The 16,834-nt window shown below is 60.8% G+C and carries 19 protein-coding genes; 12 read left to right on the forward strand and 7 right to left on the reverse strand.

What is annotated here, in order from left to right; genetic code table 11:
* Positions 1 to 141: 141 nt before the first annotated feature.
* A complete protein-coding gene (locus tag HMPREF3042_RS08175; RefSeq protein WP_070628676.1) occupies positions 142 to 1,167 on the reverse strand; it encodes an o-succinylbenzoate synthase in 1,026 nt (341 codons plus the stop codon).
* Between the two features lie 13 nt (positions 1,168 to 1,180).
* Here HMPREF3042_RS08175 and HMPREF3042_RS08180 point away from each other — a divergent pair, with 13 nt between their 5' ends.
* Positions 1,181 to 2,161 carry a 1,4-dihydroxy-2-naphthoyl-CoA synthase gene (locus tag HMPREF3042_RS08180; RefSeq protein ID WP_016422029.1) on the forward strand — a complete coding sequence of 327 codons (981 nt, stop codon included), beginning with the start codon at positions 1,181 to 1,183 and terminating at the stop codon, positions 2,159 to 2,161.
* Between the two features lie 51 nt (positions 2,162 to 2,212).
* Here the strand turns inward: HMPREF3042_RS08180 and pdxY are convergent, their stop codons facing one another.
* On the reverse strand, positions 2,213 to 3,139 hold the full coding sequence (pdxY, locus tag HMPREF3042_RS08185; RefSeq protein ID WP_239392963.1) for a pyridoxal kinase PdxY: 927 nt from the start codon (positions 3,137 to 3,139) through the stop codon (positions 2,213 to 2,215).
* Between the two features lie 41 nt (positions 3,140 to 3,180).
* Positions 3,181 to 3,624 (reverse strand): alternative ribosome rescue aminoacyl-tRNA hydrolase ArfB, encoded by a 444-nt coding sequence (gene arfB / locus HMPREF3042_RS08190; RefSeq protein ID WP_070438066.1) that lies wholly within the window; start codon positions 3,622 to 3,624, stop codon positions 3,181 to 3,183.
* Between the two features lie 139 nt (positions 3,625 to 3,763).
* Between arfB and HMPREF3042_RS08195 the strand changes: the two genes are divergently transcribed.
* The 7 genes from HMPREF3042_RS08195 to HMPREF3042_RS11020 all read left to right on the forward strand — a co-directional run bounded on the left by HMPREF3042_RS08195 (position 3,764) and on the right by HMPREF3042_RS11020 (position 9,581).
* Entirely contained in the window at positions 3,764 to 4,546 is a 783-nt protein-coding gene (locus HMPREF3042_RS08195; protein ID WP_070856764.1) for an SDR family oxidoreductase, read from the forward strand.
* 16 nt (positions 4,547 to 4,562) lie between these two features.
* Positions 4,563 to 5,243, forward strand: coding sequence for an alpha-ketoglutarate-dependent dioxygenase AlkB family protein (locus tag HMPREF3042_RS08200; RefSeq protein WP_070856765.1), 681 nt, complete (start codon positions 4,563 to 4,565; stop codon positions 5,241 to 5,243).
* A 33-nt stretch (positions 5,244 to 5,276) separates the two neighbouring features.
* Complete coding sequence (locus tag HMPREF3042_RS08205; protein ID WP_070856766.1) at positions 5,277 to 6,530, forward strand: sensor histidine kinase; 1,254 nt, start codon at positions 5,277 to 5,279, stop codon at positions 6,528 to 6,530.
* Positions 6,531 to 6,582: 52 nt separating this feature from the next.
* Positions 6,583 to 7,290 (forward strand): response regulator, encoded by a 708-nt coding sequence (locus tag HMPREF3042_RS08210; protein ID WP_070628679.1) that lies wholly within the window; start codon positions 6,583 to 6,585, stop codon positions 7,288 to 7,290.
* 116 nt (positions 7,291 to 7,406) lie between these two features.
* On the forward strand, positions 7,407 to 8,150 hold the full coding sequence (locus HMPREF3042_RS08215) for an ABC transporter ATP-binding protein (protein WP_070856767.1): 744 nt from the start codon (positions 7,407 to 7,409) through the stop codon (positions 8,148 to 8,150).
* Positions 8,147 to 9,115 (forward strand): ABC-2 family transporter permease, encoded by a 969-nt coding sequence (locus HMPREF3042_RS08220; RefSeq protein ID WP_246822380.1) that lies wholly within the window; start codon positions 8,147 to 8,149, stop codon positions 9,113 to 9,115. The genes HMPREF3042_RS08215 and HMPREF3042_RS08220 overlap by 4 nt, the downstream gene beginning before the upstream one ends.
* Complete coding sequence (locus tag HMPREF3042_RS11020; RefSeq protein WP_246822382.1) at positions 9,093 to 9,581, forward strand: hypothetical protein; 489 nt, start codon at positions 9,093 to 9,095, stop codon at positions 9,579 to 9,581. The genes HMPREF3042_RS08220 and HMPREF3042_RS11020 overlap by 23 nt, the downstream gene beginning before the upstream one ends.
* Positions 9,582 to 9,615: 34 nt before the next feature.
* On the opposite strand, the gene HMPREF3042_RS08225 is transcribed toward HMPREF3042_RS11020, so the two are convergent.
* Together HMPREF3042_RS08225 and msrA are read right to left on the reverse strand one after the other, a co-directional pair.
* Positions 9,616 to 10,797, reverse strand: coding sequence for a YkvI family membrane protein (locus HMPREF3042_RS08225; RefSeq protein ID WP_070856768.1), 1,182 nt, complete (start codon positions 10,795 to 10,797; stop codon positions 9,616 to 9,618).
* Positions 10,798 to 10,896: 99 nt separating this feature from the next.
* Positions 10,897 to 11,553, reverse strand: a complete 657-nt coding sequence (gene msrA / locus HMPREF3042_RS08230) for a peptide-methionine (S)-S-oxide reductase MsrA (RefSeq protein ID WP_070856769.1) — start codon at positions 11,551 to 11,553, stop codon at positions 10,897 to 10,899.
* Between the two features lie 137 nt (positions 11,554 to 11,690).
* Here msrA and menE point away from each other — a divergent pair, with 137 nt between their 5' ends.
* The 3 genes from menE to HMPREF3042_RS08245 all read left to right on the forward strand — a co-directional run bounded on the left by menE (position 11,691) and on the right by HMPREF3042_RS08245 (position 15,023).
* Positions 11,691 to 12,857, forward strand: a complete 1,167-nt coding sequence (gene menE, locus HMPREF3042_RS08235; protein WP_070856770.1) for an o-succinylbenzoate--CoA ligase — start codon at positions 11,691 to 11,693, stop codon at positions 12,855 to 12,857.
* Positions 12,858 to 12,935: 78 nt separating this feature from the next.
* Positions 12,936 to 13,832, forward strand: a complete 897-nt coding sequence (locus tag HMPREF3042_RS08240) for a 1,4-dihydroxy-2-naphthoate polyprenyltransferase (protein WP_070851765.1) — start codon at positions 12,936 to 12,938, stop codon at positions 13,830 to 13,832.
* Between the two features lie 9 nt (positions 13,833 to 13,841).
* A complete protein-coding gene (locus HMPREF3042_RS08245; RefSeq protein ID WP_083327452.1) occupies positions 13,842 to 15,023 on the forward strand; it encodes an alpha/beta fold hydrolase in 1,182 nt (393 codons plus the stop codon).
* 26 nt (positions 15,024 to 15,049) lie between these two features.
* On the opposite strand, the gene HMPREF3042_RS08250 is transcribed toward HMPREF3042_RS08245, so the two are convergent.
* Positions 15,050 to 15,451: a DUF4229 domain-containing protein gene (locus HMPREF3042_RS08250; RefSeq protein WP_070856771.1), complete on the reverse strand. Its 402-nt coding sequence runs from the start codon at positions 15,449 to 15,451 to the stop codon at positions 15,050 to 15,052.
* Positions 15,452 to 15,644: 193 nt separating this feature from the next.
* Between HMPREF3042_RS08250 and HMPREF3042_RS08255 the strand changes: the two genes are divergently transcribed.
* A complete protein-coding gene (locus HMPREF3042_RS08255) occupies positions 15,645 to 15,947 on the forward strand; it encodes a hypothetical protein (protein ID WP_070851767.1) in 303 nt (100 codons plus the stop codon).
* On the opposite strand, the gene rfbA is transcribed toward HMPREF3042_RS08255, so the two are convergent.
* Positions 15,944 to 16,819, reverse strand: a complete 876-nt coding sequence (rfbA, locus tag HMPREF3042_RS08260) for a glucose-1-phosphate thymidylyltransferase RfbA (RefSeq protein ID WP_048759301.1) — start codon at positions 16,817 to 16,819, stop codon at positions 15,944 to 15,946. The genes HMPREF3042_RS08255 and rfbA overlap by 4 nt on opposite strands.
* Positions 16,820 to 16,834: the final 15 nt, after the last annotated feature.

Below are 16,834 nucleotides of genomic sequence, written 5' to 3' on the forward strand. Positions count from 1 at the left end.
CCATGATGCAATGACCGCCTGACTCTACCGCCGTTTTTCGAACTCAAAGTGTCATAAACGGGGTCAGTATCTCTGGATGCTCCGTGAGTTGGAGCAGGTTGTAGAGCAGCTACAGGTGGGGATAGGCCGCCAGGTGCGCCGCTACAGGTGGGCGTACGCCGCGCGGAGGCGGTCGAACCACCAATCGCGGCGGGGACCCGGCGCGGCGAGCTCGGCCAGGCGGGAAGGGTCGGGGGCGGGGTTGGTGACGGGCAAACGGCCATCGATAAGTGGCCGGGGCTCGATGACGTCCTCAATAAAGAGTGACGACGTGGCCAAACCCGCCGCGTTCGGCTCCGGCTGCAGCTCGGTAGTAGGCAGGGCCGCCGCCGCGAACAAGCCGGCAGCCATGCCAACGCCGGTGTCCAACGCGCTGGCGACGGTCACCTTCATCTCCAGCTCCTCGGCCAACCGAAGCAAACGGCGTGGCCCACCAAGTGGCGCGACCTTCATTACGCCCACGTCAGCCGCCTGCTCGCGCGCAACCAAATACGGATCCTCAGCCTTGCGGATCGACTCATCGGCCGCAACCGGGCAAAACTCCCCCACTGCGTCGCGGACCTCGCGGAGCTCGGCGACAGTCGCAACGGGCTGTTCCATATACTCCAGCGGGCCCAACTCATGAGCGGCGCGGATGGCCTGCTCCACCGACCAGCCACGGTTCGCATCCACCCGCACCACAGGTTCATAGCCATAGGCTTCGGCCACCGCGGTGCGGACGGCGGCTACGCGCTCGATGTCGTCGTTAAGCGATTGGCCGCTCTCTGCGACCTTGACCTTGAACGTGCGGCACCCGGGGTAACGCCCCACGACCTCCGGCACCTGCTCGGGTGTGATGGCGGGGATGGTGGCGTTGACCTCGACAAACTCGCGCTTCGGGGTGGGCAGGCCAACGTATGCGCATTCGATGGCCGAGCGCAGCCACGCGGCAGCTTCGGGTGCCTCGTACTCCAGGAAGGGAGCGAACTCTCCCCAGGTGGCGGGGCCGTCGATGAGGAGCGCCTCGCGAGTGGTGACGCCACGGAATTTCACTGCCATGGGCAGAGCCACGACGTGGGCGCGGTCGAGAATGTCGTCGATTGGCGGAAGCTGGATGTTGGGCGCAGCGGACACACACATACCCCTCATGCTAGAGACCTTTATGCTGGAAGCCATGACTGATACCGCGAAGTACTCGACCGATAACCCCTTCCGCCCCGAGCAGTGGAAGACGGTTGATGGTTTTGAGGATTTGACCGACATCACCTACCACCGCCACGTCGGCGAGGGCCGCGAAAACGGCATTGTGCGCATTGCGTTTGATCGCCCGGAGGTTCGTAACGCATTCCGCCCGCATACCGTCGATGAGCTCTACCGCGCGCTCGACCACGCGCGCCGCACCCCGGATGTCGGCGTTGTGCTGCTGACCGGTAACGGCCCGAGCACCAAGGACGGTGGCTGGGCATTCTGTTCGGGTGGTGACCAGCGCATTCGCGGTCGTTCTGGATACCAGTACGCAACGTCCCACGAGCATGACGACGCTACCGCAGACGCATCCACCATCGATACCGCGCGCGCCAAGGTCGAGGGAGGTCGCCTGCACATCCTGGAGGTGCAGCGCCTGATTCGCACCATGCCGAAGGTTGTCATTGCCGTGGTCAATGGTTGGGCCGCAGGTGGCGGACACTCCCTGCACGTGGTGTGTGACCTGACGCTGGCATCCCGCCAGGAGGCCCGCTTTAAGCAGACCGACGCTGACGTGGGATCTTTCGATGCCGGCTATGGCTCGGCCTACCTGGCGAAGCAGGTTGGCCAGAAGTTTGCCCGCGAGATTTTCTTCCTCGGCCGTTCCTACGACGCTGAGACCATGCACCGCATGGGCGCTGTCAACGAGGTCGCCGACCACGCTGAGCTGGAAGATGTCGCGGTGGAGTGGGGCCGCATGATCAACGGTAAGTCCCCAACGGCGCAGCGCATGCTGAAGTTCGCTTTCAACCTGACCGATGACGGACTGATGGGCCAGCAGGTCTTCGCTGGCGAGGCCACTCGCCTGGCGTACATGACCGACGAGGCCGTCGAGGGCAAGGAAGCGTTCTTGGAAAAGCGCGACCCGAACTGGGACGAGTTCCCGTTCTATTACTAAGCACGGGGGCTGAACCCAGCACTACTGCCCCAGCCCCACCGCACCCCAGCCTTACGCCACCTTCGTTACCTCAAACCGCTGCTCCGGGTGGACGTACGCCTCCTGCGCACGAACGAGCTCCAGCTCGTCAGAGCCGGACTCGTGCGTGACCTTTAGCAGCTCAAAGATGCTGGCCGCGGTGTTGCCCAGCGCGACCGAGAGGTCACCGTCAATACCGCGACCGCGCAGCAGGTTGCCTGCAAACAGCGCGGCCGTGACATCGCCGGAGCCGTTGCGCTTCAGCGGCAGGTACGGCGTCGCCACCAGCCATGCGCCCGAGCCGTTGACGGCGAGCATCTCAATCTCGCCCTCCTTGCGCTCCGGACGCAGCACGCTGGTGACCAGCACGGCCTCCGGGCCCATCTCACGAGCAGCATGGGCTGCCGCAATGGTGGACTCCAGGTCGCTGACCTCGCGGCCTGTCAGGTATCCCAGCTCAAACTGGTTCGGCGTAATCACGTCTGCCACCGGCACAACCTTGTCGCGCAGCAGCGGCGGAATGTCATCCGAGACGTGGCAGCCACTCTTGGCATTTCCCATCACCGGGTCACACGAGTAAATGGCCTTCGGGTTGCGCTCCTTGGCCAGCGCCACGGCCTCGATGATGACATCCGCAATATCGCTACCGCCCTGGTAGCCGGAGATAATCGCGTCGACGTCGTCAAGCTTGCCCAGCTCATCGATACCCTTGATGACCTCACGCACATCCGTGGCCGGAATCATCGGGCCGCGCCACTGGCCGTAGCCGGTGTGGTTGGAGAAATCGACGGTGTGGACCGGCCACACTTCAAAACCTGCGCGCTGCAGCGGGAAAACGGCAGCGGAGTTACCCACATGGCCGTAGCTCACATGCGACTGGATGGACAGGATCGAGGGCACGCGGTTGAACTCCGCGACGGCTTCAGCTGCCTTTTCGGTAGGGGCCTGATTTTCGCTCATTCCTCTATATTGCAACGGATGCGCGAAAATCCCATATTCCCCTAGTAGGCGCTGGGTCGGCGCCTGCTGGCTTTGAGCTCAGAGCGGCGTTGCTTCTGCGCTTTACGACGCGCAATCGAGGCCCGACTTGGTCGAGTCCGCCGGCGCCTCGGAGGCGGTGGCTGCACGGCTTCCCGAATGAGATCCGCCAGGCGACGCCGGGCTTCCGCGCGGTTGCGCACTTGGGAGCGCTGCGTGGTGACCGACACGGTGAGTGTGGTGCCGTCGAGTCGGTGGCTGAGGTTCTGGAGAGCGCGGCGGCGGTGGACGTCGGAAAGCACGCTGAGCTCGGCAATATCGACCGATAGCTGCACCTTGGAGTCCGTGGTGTTAACGCCCTGACCGCCCGGCCCTCCGGAGCGTGCGAAGCGTTCAGTGAGTTCCGCCGCGGGGATGACGAGGCCCTTTGGGATGCCGGGACCTGGTGGGATGTTCAGGGGTTTCATGATGGCCAGTGTAGAGGGCGCGTTTGTAATCAGGGCGCGTTTCCTCTAATCCGCAGTTAAACAACAAATACTCACCTAAGCTGGCAAATAACATTTATCCACTTATAAAAACAGCAAGAAAAGGCAGGATTGAGACACCATGGCCACTTCTGATTCCCCGTCCATTTTCATCTCCGGCGGCGCGCAGGGCATTGGCCGCGCGGTGGCCGAGAAGTTCCTGGCTGCAGGCTGGACCGTCGGCGTCTACGACATCAATGAGGATGCCCTGGCGAAGCTCAAGGCTGAGCGCCCGGAGGTAATCGTCGGCAAGCTGGACGTGACGGACTTTAAGCAGTGGGAGGACGCGCTTGCGGACTTCACCTCCCACACCGGCGGCAAGCTGACGGTGCTGGACAATAACGCGGGCATCATCGGCGATGGCGATATCACTGACCAGTCACCGGAGATTATCCGCGCGCAGGTGGACATCAACTGCACCGGCCTGACGCTGGGTGCGAAGGCGGCGCACCCGTACCTGAAGCGCACCAAGGGGTCTCACCTGGTCAACATGGGTTCGGCTTCGGGTATCTACGGTCAGCCGCACATCGCGCCGTACTCTGCGTCGAAGTTCTACGTCTCGGGTCTGACGCAGGCTCTGGATTTGGAATGGCGCAAGGACAAGATCCGCGTCGTTGCCATCATGCCGCTGTGGGCGAAGACCAAGCTGGCGGACGTTTCCTCTGGTTCGACCCGTCGTCTTGGCGTGCGCATCACGCCGGATCAGGTCGCTGATGCCGTGTGGAAGGCAACGCATCCGCAGAACTTCATTGAGCGCCAGCGCCACTTCTACTCGGTGTCGGCAGCGGACTTTATCCTGCGCTACCTGGGCAAGATTGGTCCGCAGTTCCTGTCCCGCCCGGTTAACGCAATCATCGCGGGTTAAGAGGCAAACTAGACCTATGCTCTTTGATCAGCTCCCGCGCGACGATGCCTGCATCACGCCGGGAGTTGTTCATCTTCCGGGGTGGCTTCCATTGGAGCGGCAGGCGGGCATCATCACGCAACTCCGTGACATCGCCCGCGACCTTGCCGGAACTCCCCTGGCCATGACTCGCCCACAGCTCAAAAGTGGCCAGATGCAGGTCTTCATGCTCCATCTCGGCCGCATGTGGGCCACAAATCCGTACCGCTACGTCACACACGTAGGCGGCGTTCGCGTCCCGCCTATGCCTGACAATCTGCTACAGCTCGCCACCGAAGCACTCGGCGCTGCCGCGCTTTACGACGAATCCCTCAGCCAGTGGCCCGCCACTTTTCGGCCCGACATGGCGCTGGTCAACTACTACCCACCCGGGGCCACCATGGGGATGCACCAGGATCGCAACGAAAACTCCCCTGCGCCAATTGTGTCGCTCTCTATCGGCGATGAGGCTCTGTTCCGCATTGGCGGAACTGAAAACCGCAACAAGCCCTGGGATGACGTGACTCTCGCCAGCGGGGATGTGATCGTGTTTGGTGGCCCCAAGCGGCTTGCGTTTCATGGTGTGCCCAAAACTCGTCCGGGCACTTTGCCGGAGGGGTGCGAGCTTAAAGAGGGGCGCATCAACATCACGTTTCGGCAAGTGGAAAACTCACACTAAACCGCGCAAGCCACCGACCGCTAGCCTAGACACATGCAGCGCACCGCTTCCTCCATGCACGCACAGGCTGCCACCACGCAGACTCCTGACCCACTCGACTGGCCCAGCCGGGTGCGTTTCTTTGTCGGCTCGTTCCCAGCTGCCGATCTCGCTATTGCGGCTGCTTTCCTGCTGTGCTGCTGGTTGAGCATGACGCCGCTATTTACTTATGGCCCGAGCTTCACTTATGTCACCAATGTGGTTCTGTCCGCGATGATTGCCGGCGCCGCAGCGTTTCGTCGTAAAGCAGTGCGTGCATCGTTTGTGATTACGTACAGTGCCCTAGCGGGCCTCGCCTTGCTGGTGTGGCTATCCCCGGTGAACCTTGGGGTAGACCCTATTATTGTTGCCGCCCCACTATCACTATGGGCTGTGACCAGGTGGGAACAGAATCGCACCTGGGGCATAGTTGGGCTCTTTTTAGGGTTGATTGGCAGTTTCCTCAACCCAGCGGTTCCAGCCTTCGGTTTTACTCCGGAACGGCTGTTGGTCTTCGGTCTGCCCGCGGTGCTCATCACGGCGAGCGCGTACGCAGTGCCGCTGTGGCTGCGCATCAACGCCGAGGAACATGCCGCGGAGTTGGAGAACGTCGTGGCGCTCAACAAGCTGGAGTTGTCCAGGGAGCTTCACGACGTCGTGGGGCACGGACTCACCTCTATTAAGGTTCAGGCCCAAACAGCACTGTACCTGGCGGAGATGGATGACTCACGAGCGGAAAGCGCTGCTGAAAAGACCACGCTGGAAGGTATTGCCGAGACCGCAGAACAATCGTTGCGAGATGTGCATGCGCTTGTCGATGCACTACGTGAAGGCGGCGAGATTAGCGCTGATCCGAATGAGATTCCACGTCTGGTTGCGGCTACCTGTCCGCCGGGTCGCGATGTTTCGGTGACTCTGCCGGAGTCTTATGAGGCGCTGGCGGATTGGCCACTCGCGAAGCGACTGACTCTGGTGCGGGCAGTGACGGAGTTGGCTGCGAATATGGCTAAGCACTCATCGGGCGCTGGTCAGTTCACGTTGACGATTGAATCGCCTACTGAGTCGCCTATTGCCCCATCTGCCGATGCCGATATCAGCCCGGCGCGGGTTCATTTGGTGACCGCAAATCGGGCTGTGAGCGACGCCTTGGCACACAGGAAGCGAGCTGGTGCTGGCCTGATTGGTCTGGATGAACGCGTGGCGCAGCTCGGTGGCGAGATGACTTATGGTGAAAGCGACGGTATGTTCCGCGTCAGCATTCAGCTATAAGTGCTTTGGCCAAAGCAGGTCTAACTATTGACACTGCATAGAAAGACGAGCAATGGGTGTAATTCGAGTTTTAGTCGCTGAAGATCAAGCGCTGATTCGGCAGTCTTTTGCGCAGCTTATTGATGCCCACCCGCAGATGAAAGTCATTGGCGCCGTGGGCGACGGTGCTGAGGCTGTGCGTCTTGCCTCCGGCGCAGATGTGGTCGTCATGGACATTCGTATGCCAGTGATGGACGGTATCGAGGCCACGCGGCAAATCGTGCGAGGGGCATCGTCCGGAGGCGCGACCCACGCATCCGCTCCGAAAGTCCTGGTACTGACCACCTTCCGCGAAGAATCCCTCGTACTTGGCGCTTTAGAGGCTGGAGCCGCAGGCTTTTTACTCAAAGACTCCGATCCCCGTGAGTTACTTTCGGCCATCATGCGTATTCACCGCGGTGAAGGAGTCATCGATCCGAAGGTGACGCCAATGGTGTTGCGACACGTTTCACCGCGCGCACCGCACTCAGGGCAGCCAGCGAGGGCATCCTCGGCCAGTGGCTCTAGCTCAGATGCCATCCATTCAGCGCTTCAGTTCACACCCCGCGAACAGGAGATTTTGGACCTCGTCTGCCAAGGGCTTTCCAATGATGAGATCGCTCGCAGGTTGGTGGTCGCCACGACGACCGTGAAAACCCATGTGAAAGCCCTGTTGACCAAGACGGGCTCACGCAGTCGTGTGGATCTTGTCATTTGGGCTGCGAAAAACGGGATGCTTTAGATTCTCCTCGCTGGTGCCGTCACCCTCGCTAGCGACTCCTCCCTGGGGAGGATATTTCCGCCATCTCATCCTCAGGGAGGGCGCGAACCGAACCGGCCATGCCTATTACTTAAGGCATGAACGCACCAACCCCTATCTCAGGCCATTCCGCAGATGCCGCCGCTCCCCTTCTTCAGCTGCGCGGCATCACTGTCTCCTACGGCAAGAACGAACCGGTCCTGAACGGTCTCGACATGAGCGTTCGTGCCGGTGAGGTCTACGGACTTTTGGGGCTCAACGGTGCCGGTAAGTCGACGCTGATGAGCACGGTGCTTGGGCTAATTCCCTACGCCGGTGAAATCAGCATCGCGGGACACCCGTGGTCCATTGAAGACCTGGACCGCATCGGCGCCTCCATCAATGGTCCTGCGTTCTACCCGCAACTCTCGGCCACCGACAACCTCAAAGTGCACGCACACTTGACCGGCACGGACAGGAGCCGTATCGCCGAAGTCCTCAACTTGGTCGGACTTCATGCTGGTAACAAGCGTGTCCGTGCTTTCTCCACTGGCATGAAGGTTCGGCTCTCCCTGGCGATGGCACTGCTCACCGACCCCGACATTGTGCTTCTCGACGAGCCCACCAACGGCCTCGATCCGGAAGCTATCGTGGGCCTGCGCACCTTGTTGCGAAATCTCGCCGCTAGTGGCAAGGCCGTCGTGGTGTCCTCCCATCAACTCGGAGAGGTCGAAAAGAGCGTTGACCACCTTGGCGTCCTTGCTGGGGGCCGGCTGGTCTACGAAGGCCCGCTGACTGACTTTGCGGCTGCTGGTCAATCCCTCGAGCAGGCTTTCTTTGCCGCAGTAGGTGTTGCCCGATGAGCGCTCAACCGCACACACGCACTCTTAACACGCGCGCTGTTCCTACGCGCCACTACTTCCGCGCCGAACTACTGCGGGCGAAGTGGTCGCTCACCATGTTCCTGCCCATCATCATGGTGGCAATCGCTCTGGTCAGCATGGTTTTTTCTAGAGGTGTCGATGCCACCGCCATGGCGAGTGCCCACATCTACTCACTTATCCTGCTTCCTCCCCTGGCTGCTATTACGTCCGTCATTGGCCAAAACCGTGAAGAAAAGCTCCGCCAAGGTGGCCTAATCTGGCGCAATATCTCGAGCACTCGAGTGTTCCTGGCACGCGCAGCCACTGTTATCGCCTCCACGGCCCTCGGCCACGCACTTATGGCCACTCTCCTTGCCCGGAGCGTGAGCACCGCATTGCAATTTACGATCTTCAACACGTTGTCATTCTTCGTGTTCTGGGCATTCGGCCTTGCCCTATGGCGCCTTGTGCCACGCGCAGCTCTCTTCCTTGCGCCGCTGACTGCCATCGCTTGGGCCATCGCAGGAACACTGGATGCCATGAGCCCAAACTGGCAAGTTCTCCCGTGGACCTGGGCAATCCGCCCAACGTTACCTATTCACGGTGTGCAGGCTAATTCCATCACGGCTCCGGCAGACAGCGAAATCTGGGACATTGCCATCCTGCCGCCCGCGCTGCTGCATTTACTCCTCGGACTAGGCTTCTTTGCCATCGCATTGGCTGCGCACGGAAAATCTCTCAGCTTGCCGACGGGCCGGGAACGCAGCACTTCGTCGTTAAGCCATGGCATGAGCGCGACCCTGCCCTGGCGCACCTGGTGGAGCCTCGCAGCACTGATGCTTGCCGGGCTTGCGGTCGTGCGTGTGGTGTGGAACCCGGAGTATGCGCTGGGGCTGCTGAGTTTTCGTCTGCGTGCCGACGGCCGCAACCGTGGTCGCCATCATGACGTGGACCTCGCAAGCTGATGCCTGGCCAGCGCTGATGTATCGGCGCTCGCGGGGGAGCATCACGCTCCGACTGTTTGCCTTGGATATGGCATTTCTCGCGCCAGTGCTCGTGATTGCGGTGATTATCAGCGGCGCAGGCGTCGAAGCCAGCAGCGAGACCGACATCACCCCTTGGCCGTACCAGGCGGTCATCGCGCCTCTTGTGGCCGCAATGATTGTGGCCGTGACCGGATTGATTGCGCGTCGCAGTGTGGCGGCCGCAATCTTTGTCTCGGTCGCGCTCGGCGGTTGGGCTGTGATGGTTGGCGGTGATGTCCTCAGTGCCTCACCGCTGTGGTGGACTTCAGAATGGGGATGGACCTGGGTGGTCCGTGATTACCCCGAGCGGTGGCCGCTGATGGTTCTGGCATCCGCCATTGTGACCGGGGCATTCGTGACCTGGGCGCGGGCAACGTCACTGAAAGCAATCCGCTCTCGAAGCTGACAGCGACGCTGACTGTAGCCACGCGCCAGCCCACCTACTCCTCGATAGCCTCGCGGACCTCTTCGACGCTGAGGTTGGAGTCTTCGATTTCCTCGCGAGCTTCCTTCTTCCGACCACGGCGAACAAGGCGGAAGATGCGCTTACGGCGAGAAGTCTCTTCGCTGATGCGCTCACGACCGCGCAGCCAGGCAATGAGCATGACGGTAATGAGCAGCAGCCCGATGTAGCCCAGGATTGGGTAGACCCAACCAATCAGGTTCTGGAAGCCCATGAAGCTCAAGGCGAAACCGAGCAGAACCAGACCAACGTAGACAATCTTGAACTTTTCCGGGTGATTTGCGGTGACGCGACGCCCCAGTGCGTAGAACATGCCAAGTGCCGTGTTGAAAATCATACCGAGAATAACCACGGCCATTGCCTGACCAAGCCACGGGTGCAAGCGGTTAATAACGGTGAGCATCGGCACGGCATCAGTGGCGACGGTACCAACAGTGTGGAACAGCGTGATGGTGGTAATCAGCAGCATTGCGGAGTACACCAAACCGCCAACGAAACCACCGGCACCTGCGGCGCGGGGATTGAACAGGTTGCCGCCAATAACAATCGCCATGGAGACCGCAACCATCAGGTTAAAACCGACATAGTTCACTGCGGCGACAACCCAGTTCGGCAGAGTAGTCGGGACTTCTGCGATGGCAGCTGCCTGCTCCGCGGCCGGGGTGGCATCGGTAAACGCCAGCGTATAAATACTGGCCAGTAGGATAAAGCCAACGATAAACGGCGTGATGGAACCGATCACAGTGGTCACGCGATCGACGTCGAGGAAACCGGCTGCGATGGTCACTAGCACCATCATCACGGCACCAATCCACACGGGGATGCCCCACTGCTGCTCCATGTTGGCACCGGCACCGGCGAACATAACGAACCCCGTGGCGAAGAGCGTGATAATCACGCCGATGTCCAGTACTCGCGAAAAGATGGGATGCGATACGCGTCGGAATACTTCACCGTGCTCGCTGGCCTGGAAATAGCTTCCCAGCTGCAAAATGATCATCGCCATCAGGCTCATGATCACCGCTGAGAGAACGGCACCCCAGACACCATTGATGCCAAAGGCGACGAAGTATTGCATGATTTCCTGACCCGTCGCAAAGCCCGCGCCGACGACTACGCCGACGAAAGCAAATGCAACGCGCAGTACTTGCTTCACCACAAGGGTTCACTCCTATTCAACTATCGGATTGATATAACCACCTTACTTTTCTCAGTGAGTTTTACTAATCACGATTAAGCGTTCTACGAAATTTCGCCTTTAAATCCCGCAGGCCACGCCGGTTGAATGCACCGGGCAGTAGCCGTTCGGATTCTTAAACAAGTACTGCTGGTGCTCGTCCTCGGCTCGGTAGTACTCCCCTGCCGGAGTCTCCGCGAGTGGCTTAATCTCGGTGGTGATGGGGCCCAGGCCAGCATCGGCAAGCTTCGGCGCGTACGCATCGGCGATTTCCTGCGCCCGGCGCGCCTGCTCGGGCGTCGTCGTGTAAATCGCGGAACGGTACTGCGTGCCGACGTCATTACCCTGACGGTAGCCCTGCGTGGGATCGTGGGCCTCGAAGGCCTTCGCGATCAGCTGGTCGAAGCTAATCTGCTCCGGGTCGTAGACGACCTCCACAATCTCGGTGTGGTTGGTCCGCCCAGTGCAGGACTCACGGTAAGTGGGATTTGGCGTCACGCCACCGGCGAACCCGACCGACGTACTGAGCACGCCCGGGGTTTCCCAAAACAGCTTTTCGGCACCCCAGTAGCAGCCGATACCGATGTAGACAACCTCCTGGCCATCCTCCCATGGGCCGGTAATAGGCGTGCCGAGCACCGCATGCGGCTTCGGATTCTCCAACACCGGGTGTGAACCGCCCTTTAGCGCCTCACCTTCCGGCACAAGCTCCGCCGACCTACCAAAAATCCAACCCATCTTCGATGCCTTTCTATCTACGACTTCCTATGCTCTGCGCAACGCGTCCGCGGTCACGATTGTTCCGCCCCCTGTCACCACCGCCACACTCACGTTTCACACGCCTCGTCACCAGAAACTACGGCACAACACGGGCTATGGTTTGGATTGTGCGTACGCTCAGCCTGCTTTCCGTCAATCCCCACGACCCGACCGCTATCCTGCCCGATCTCCGTGCCGCGCTGGACGGCGAGGTCTCGCTGCTTCCCGTTCCGCTTCACGACGGCACGCGAGCCTCAATCTTGCGGAACTCGCAACGCGCAGGTGAGCCAATTGATGAGTCCATCGCACTTGTTGTCGGCACTTCCGGTTCCACCGGCACACCGAAGGGTGCACAGCTGACGGTGGATAACTTGGTATCGTCCGCGACGGCTACACATCAGTGGCTCGGCGGTGAAGGACAGTGGCTGCTGGCGATGCCGGCCTACCATATCGCTGGCCTGCAGGTCCTCATCCGTTCGCTGCTCGCGGGCACGGATCCGGTGTGTGTGGATGTGACCGACGGTTTTGATGTAGCCGCATTCGCCGACGGCGCCGAGGCCCTCACTGGTGCCGGTGCCGGTGCCGGCGACCGCGCCTACACTTCGCTGGCTCCCATGCAGCTGGCGAAGGCCATGGAAGAACCCTTTGGCGTGGCAGCCCTGCGTCTCTTCGACGCCATCCTCGTCGGCGGCGCGGCCTTGAACCCACAGGTGGCAGCACGCGCGGAAGAGCTCGGCATTAACGTCGTGACCACCTATGGTTCTTCCGAGACGGCCGGCGGCTGCGTCTATGACGGGCAGCCCATCGAAGGTGCACAGGTCGCCATCGAAAATGGTCGCGTCTGGCTCGGCGGGCCGATGATCGCACACGGTTACCGCAATGCGCCCGGTCACGAGGCCTTTTCCAAACCTGGTTGGTTCGCCACCTCCGATGCGGGCGAGATCCGCGGCGGTCGGCTCATCATTACGGGACGCTTGGACACCATCATCGACTCCGGCGGGCTGAAACTGCACCCCGAAGTCCTCGAGCGTGAACTGCTCGCCATCGACGGCGTTACGGGAGCCTGCGTGGTCGGCGTGCCACACCCACGGCTCGGCCACGCCATTGTCGCAGCGTATGAAGGAACCGCTGAGCTCGGCGATGTCATGGACGGCCTCGGCGATTCTGAAGACGCCGGGCGCATCAATCACTGGATGATTCCGAAGGATCTGCGTCGCGTGGAGGCCCTGCCACTGATTGGGCCGGGCAAGGTCGACCGGAAGAAAGTCGCGGCGCTCTTTTAATCTTTTACCTTCCAGCCTTTAAGCCACTCGAACCCGCATTAGTTCAAGGCATTTGGTGTCACGTCCTATTATTAATTCATGTCTGAAGCACCAAAGAGTCCTGCAACGGCGTCGTTAAGCGATTGGCTGGAAGGCGCGCGCCCCCATACCTGGGCGAATGCGTTTGCGCCGGTCATCGTCGGTGTCGGAGCAGCATCGACGCACGCGCCGATTATCTGGGGACGCGCGGTGCTCGCGCTGGTTGTCGCGTGGGCGCTGATTGTGGGCGTGAACTTCGCCAACGACTATTCCGACGGCATCCGCGGCACTGACGATGACCGCTCAGGCCCGCTGCGCCTGACTGGTTCTGGGCTGGTGGAGCCGAAGGTCGTGAAGTACGCGGCGTTCGGCGCTTTTGGTGTCGCGGGTCTTGCCGGTGTGGCGCTGTCTCTGATGAGCGCGTGGTGGCTCATTCTGGTCGGCGCGCTGTGCATCGCGGCGGCGTGGTTCTACACCGGCGGCAAGAATCCCTACGGATACCGCGGCCTTGGCGAGGTCTCGGTCTTCGTCTTCTTCGGTCTCGTCGCGGTGCTCGGTACGGAGTTCACCCAGACCGGCTCCCTGTCCTGGGTCGGTCTGGCCTGCGCAATCGGTATCGGTTCGGTGTCCTCTGCCGTAAACCTGGCGAACAACTTGCGCGATATTCCCACCGACGCTGCCACCGGCAAGATCACCCTGGCAGTTCGCCTAGGCGACTTCCGCACCCGCATCGTCTGGCAGATTCTCTCCATCATGCCTGCCCTGGCCAGTATCTTTATCGCTTTCTGGCGCCCATGGGCGTTGGTGGGTCTGCTCATCGTGCCGCTGTGGGTGAAGGCTTCCGAGCCAATCCGCATGCATAAGAAGGGCAAGGAGCTCATCCCGGTACTGGGGCTTACCGGCAAGATGATGCTTGCCTGGTCCGTCATCACGGCACTCGCACTCGCACTCAGCTAAGGGGTACCGATGGACTTCCGCGCACTGACGCACAAGACGCTTGACGACGTCCAGAAGGCCGGAACCCGAGTTGGCGACACAGCAGCCAAGGCTCCAGCTTTCGTCCGCAGCGCTGCTCTGCGTTTGACCAGTTCGGGACGTCGACGACTGGCACTGGAGCACGGCGCGCTGCATTCACAGACCCGTGAACCGGGCCTGACGGATCTTACGGCCACCGGTGTAGTACATATCAAGACCGCACCGGTCACAGCCGACATTGCGGCCAAGGATGACGAGCGAAAGGCCAGCGACAAACCGGATGCTGTCACCACCGATATTCCGGTGCACTGGTACGAGGTTGAGCCTGAGAGTCCCCCTAGTGCTCCCGCCAACGACCCCGTGACCATCGTCTTTATCCATGGCTTCACCCTGGCTGGCGAGTCCTGGTACCGGCAGTTCAACGCGCTGCGGAAGTCACACCCGGAAGCACGCCTGCTCACCATGGATCTACGCGGCCACGGCCAGACCGGCGCGGTTCCGGCTTCACTCTGCACGGTCGAAGGTGCTGCGGCCGATGCGCTGGCCGTGATTGCGGAGCGCGCCGCGACCGGAAAACTCATCGTGGTTGGGCATTCACTGGGCGGTTTGATCGCACTGCACATGGTGCGCGCTGCCGAGGAAAGTATTCGCCGTCGGATCGCAGGCGTAGTGCTGATTTCCACGTCTATCGACAAGCTTGCCGCCCAGGGGGTACCGCAGATTCTCGCGTCCCCGGTGGCGGATGCGGCGCGCAATGCGATTGAGTCCTCGCCGAAGGAGATTCGCAAGTTCCGCGAGGCAATCGCGTCACTGATGGCGCCGTCGTTGGCAGTTGCGGTGTTCGCCCGGCGCACGGACTACGAGATCATCGAGTTCCACGCGGCCATGATTAATGAAACACCGCTGGAAACTTTCGTGGGATACCTCGACGACCTGCAGGACCATGAAGAGTTCGCGGCCGGACCTCGCTTAGAGGGTCTGCCGGGAGCGGTACTGGTGGGCACGAAGGACGATGTCACTCCCCGCAAGCAAGCAGACCTAATTATGGAAAAGTGGCCGGATGCCGAGCTAGTTGAAGTCGACGGGGCCGGCCACATGTTGCCGCTGGAAGCTCCGGATGCGGTGAACCGGGCAATCGAGCGGGTGCTGGAAAAAGTTCAGAAAAGAAGCTAGAGCGGCAACGATAGCTGACTAGTGCCCTAGTTTTCCTCGCGGTCCTTAATCTGCTGCGCAATGTATTCCTTATGCGCGCGGCGGTTCTCCGACCACACTGCAACAGACTCATTGGCCTGAACGCGCAGCTTCGGAAACACAAAAACCGACAGCGGCATCGCAATAATCAGCGCAAACACAGCCGTAATTGCGGCCGGAATCCGCACGCCAACAAGGTAGATAATCACGAGCAGGATGAAGAACAGCACCAGGAACAGCAGCAGACGCGCAAGGCCGTACCAGAACAGTCCCTTCATGGCGTTGCCGCGACCAGCATTCTTGGAGCTAGGAGCTGACTGCTTCGGAGTTGCTGGAGCCGAAGCCGGAGTCTGCGTCGACTCCCCTTCAGCCTCAGAAGCCAACTTGTCCTGCTCTGCTGGATTGGTCATTAAACCCTCACCTCTACGTATTACGCCTGTACTGCGCCCGACGTTGTCAGCGCCCCATGGCTGTTCGTGTCCAACGTTCCTTTGTACCCTAACGAACTCTGTACGCCGTACCGCCTGCGTTGCGATACCCCTCGTGGGCACTACGGGACTCGTTGCGTATTCTAGTCGGTAAATCCAGGAGGTTAGCTATTACATGGGTCGGCTCATTCTGCTGCTTTTCATCATCCTTGTCGTAGTCATGCTGTGGAAGGCATTTGGCCCCGGCAGTCGTGGCAACGGCATGCGGCGTATTTCTGCTCCGCAACCGGAGCCCCGCCCGCTTGCTCCCGACGATGATCCGGAGTTCCTCTGGAAGCTCAAGAAGGCCGAATTCGATCGCCGCAAGCGTGAGCAGGAGCTACAGGAACGGCGCGAACGCGACCCTCGCGACCGGGATAACCAGGGAGATAAACCAGATAGTCCCAATAGCCCTGATAATCCCAGCGAAACCGACTAAACGTCTTTGCCTCGCAGCAACAACTGCTGCAGGTACTCCCCGTAGCCGCTGGCGCTGAGGGCGTCGGCACGCACGCTAAGCGCTGCATCGTCGATGAATCCCATGCGCCACGCCACCTCTTCCGGCGAACCAATCTTTAAACCCTGGCGCTGCTCAATCGTGCGCACGAAATCGCCCGCTGCCATCAGATTGTCCACCGTGCCCGTATCCAGCCAGGCTGTCCCACGCGGCAGCACCTCTACCCGTAGTTTTCCGCGCTCCAAGTAGGCGCGGTTAACATCCGTGATTTCCAATTCGCCGCGTGACGACGGTTCCAGCGAGCGAGCTATTTCAACAACATCGGCGTCATAAAAGTACAAACCCGGCACCGCGAAGTGGCTGCGAGGTTTCTTCGGCTTCTCCTGAATTGCCACGGCCTTGCCGCTTTGGTCGAAGTCCACTACTCCATAGGCGGTGGGATCTGCGACCCAGTAGGCGAAGATTGCTCCGCCATCGACGTCATGGAAGCGACGCAGCTGCGTGCCCAAGCCGGCGCCGTAGAAGATGTTGTCGCCGAGGATGAGCGCAACGGAGTCATCGCCGATGTGGTCCGCACCGATGATGAACGCTTCTGCGAGACCACGGGGCTCGTCCTGAGTGGCAAAGGTGAGGTTGAGGCCCCACTGCGAGCCATCGCCAAGTAGGCGCTCAAACTGCGGGGCATCGTGTGGCGTGGTGATGACGAGGATGTCCCTGATTCCCGCGAGCATCAGCGTGCTCAGCGGGTAGTAGATCATCGGCTTGTCATAGACGGGAACCAGTTGCTTGCTGACACCAAGTGTGATGGGAAACAGCCGAGAGCCCGTGCCACCTGCGAGGATGATGCCCTTCATAGTGCTCGCGCCTTT

Origin of the sequence: Corynebacterium sp. HMSC074C05 (genome assembly GCF_001838325.1) — a bacterium.
GTDB lineage: Bacteria > Actinomycetota > Actinomycetes > Mycobacteriales > Mycobacteriaceae > Corynebacterium > Corynebacterium amycolatum.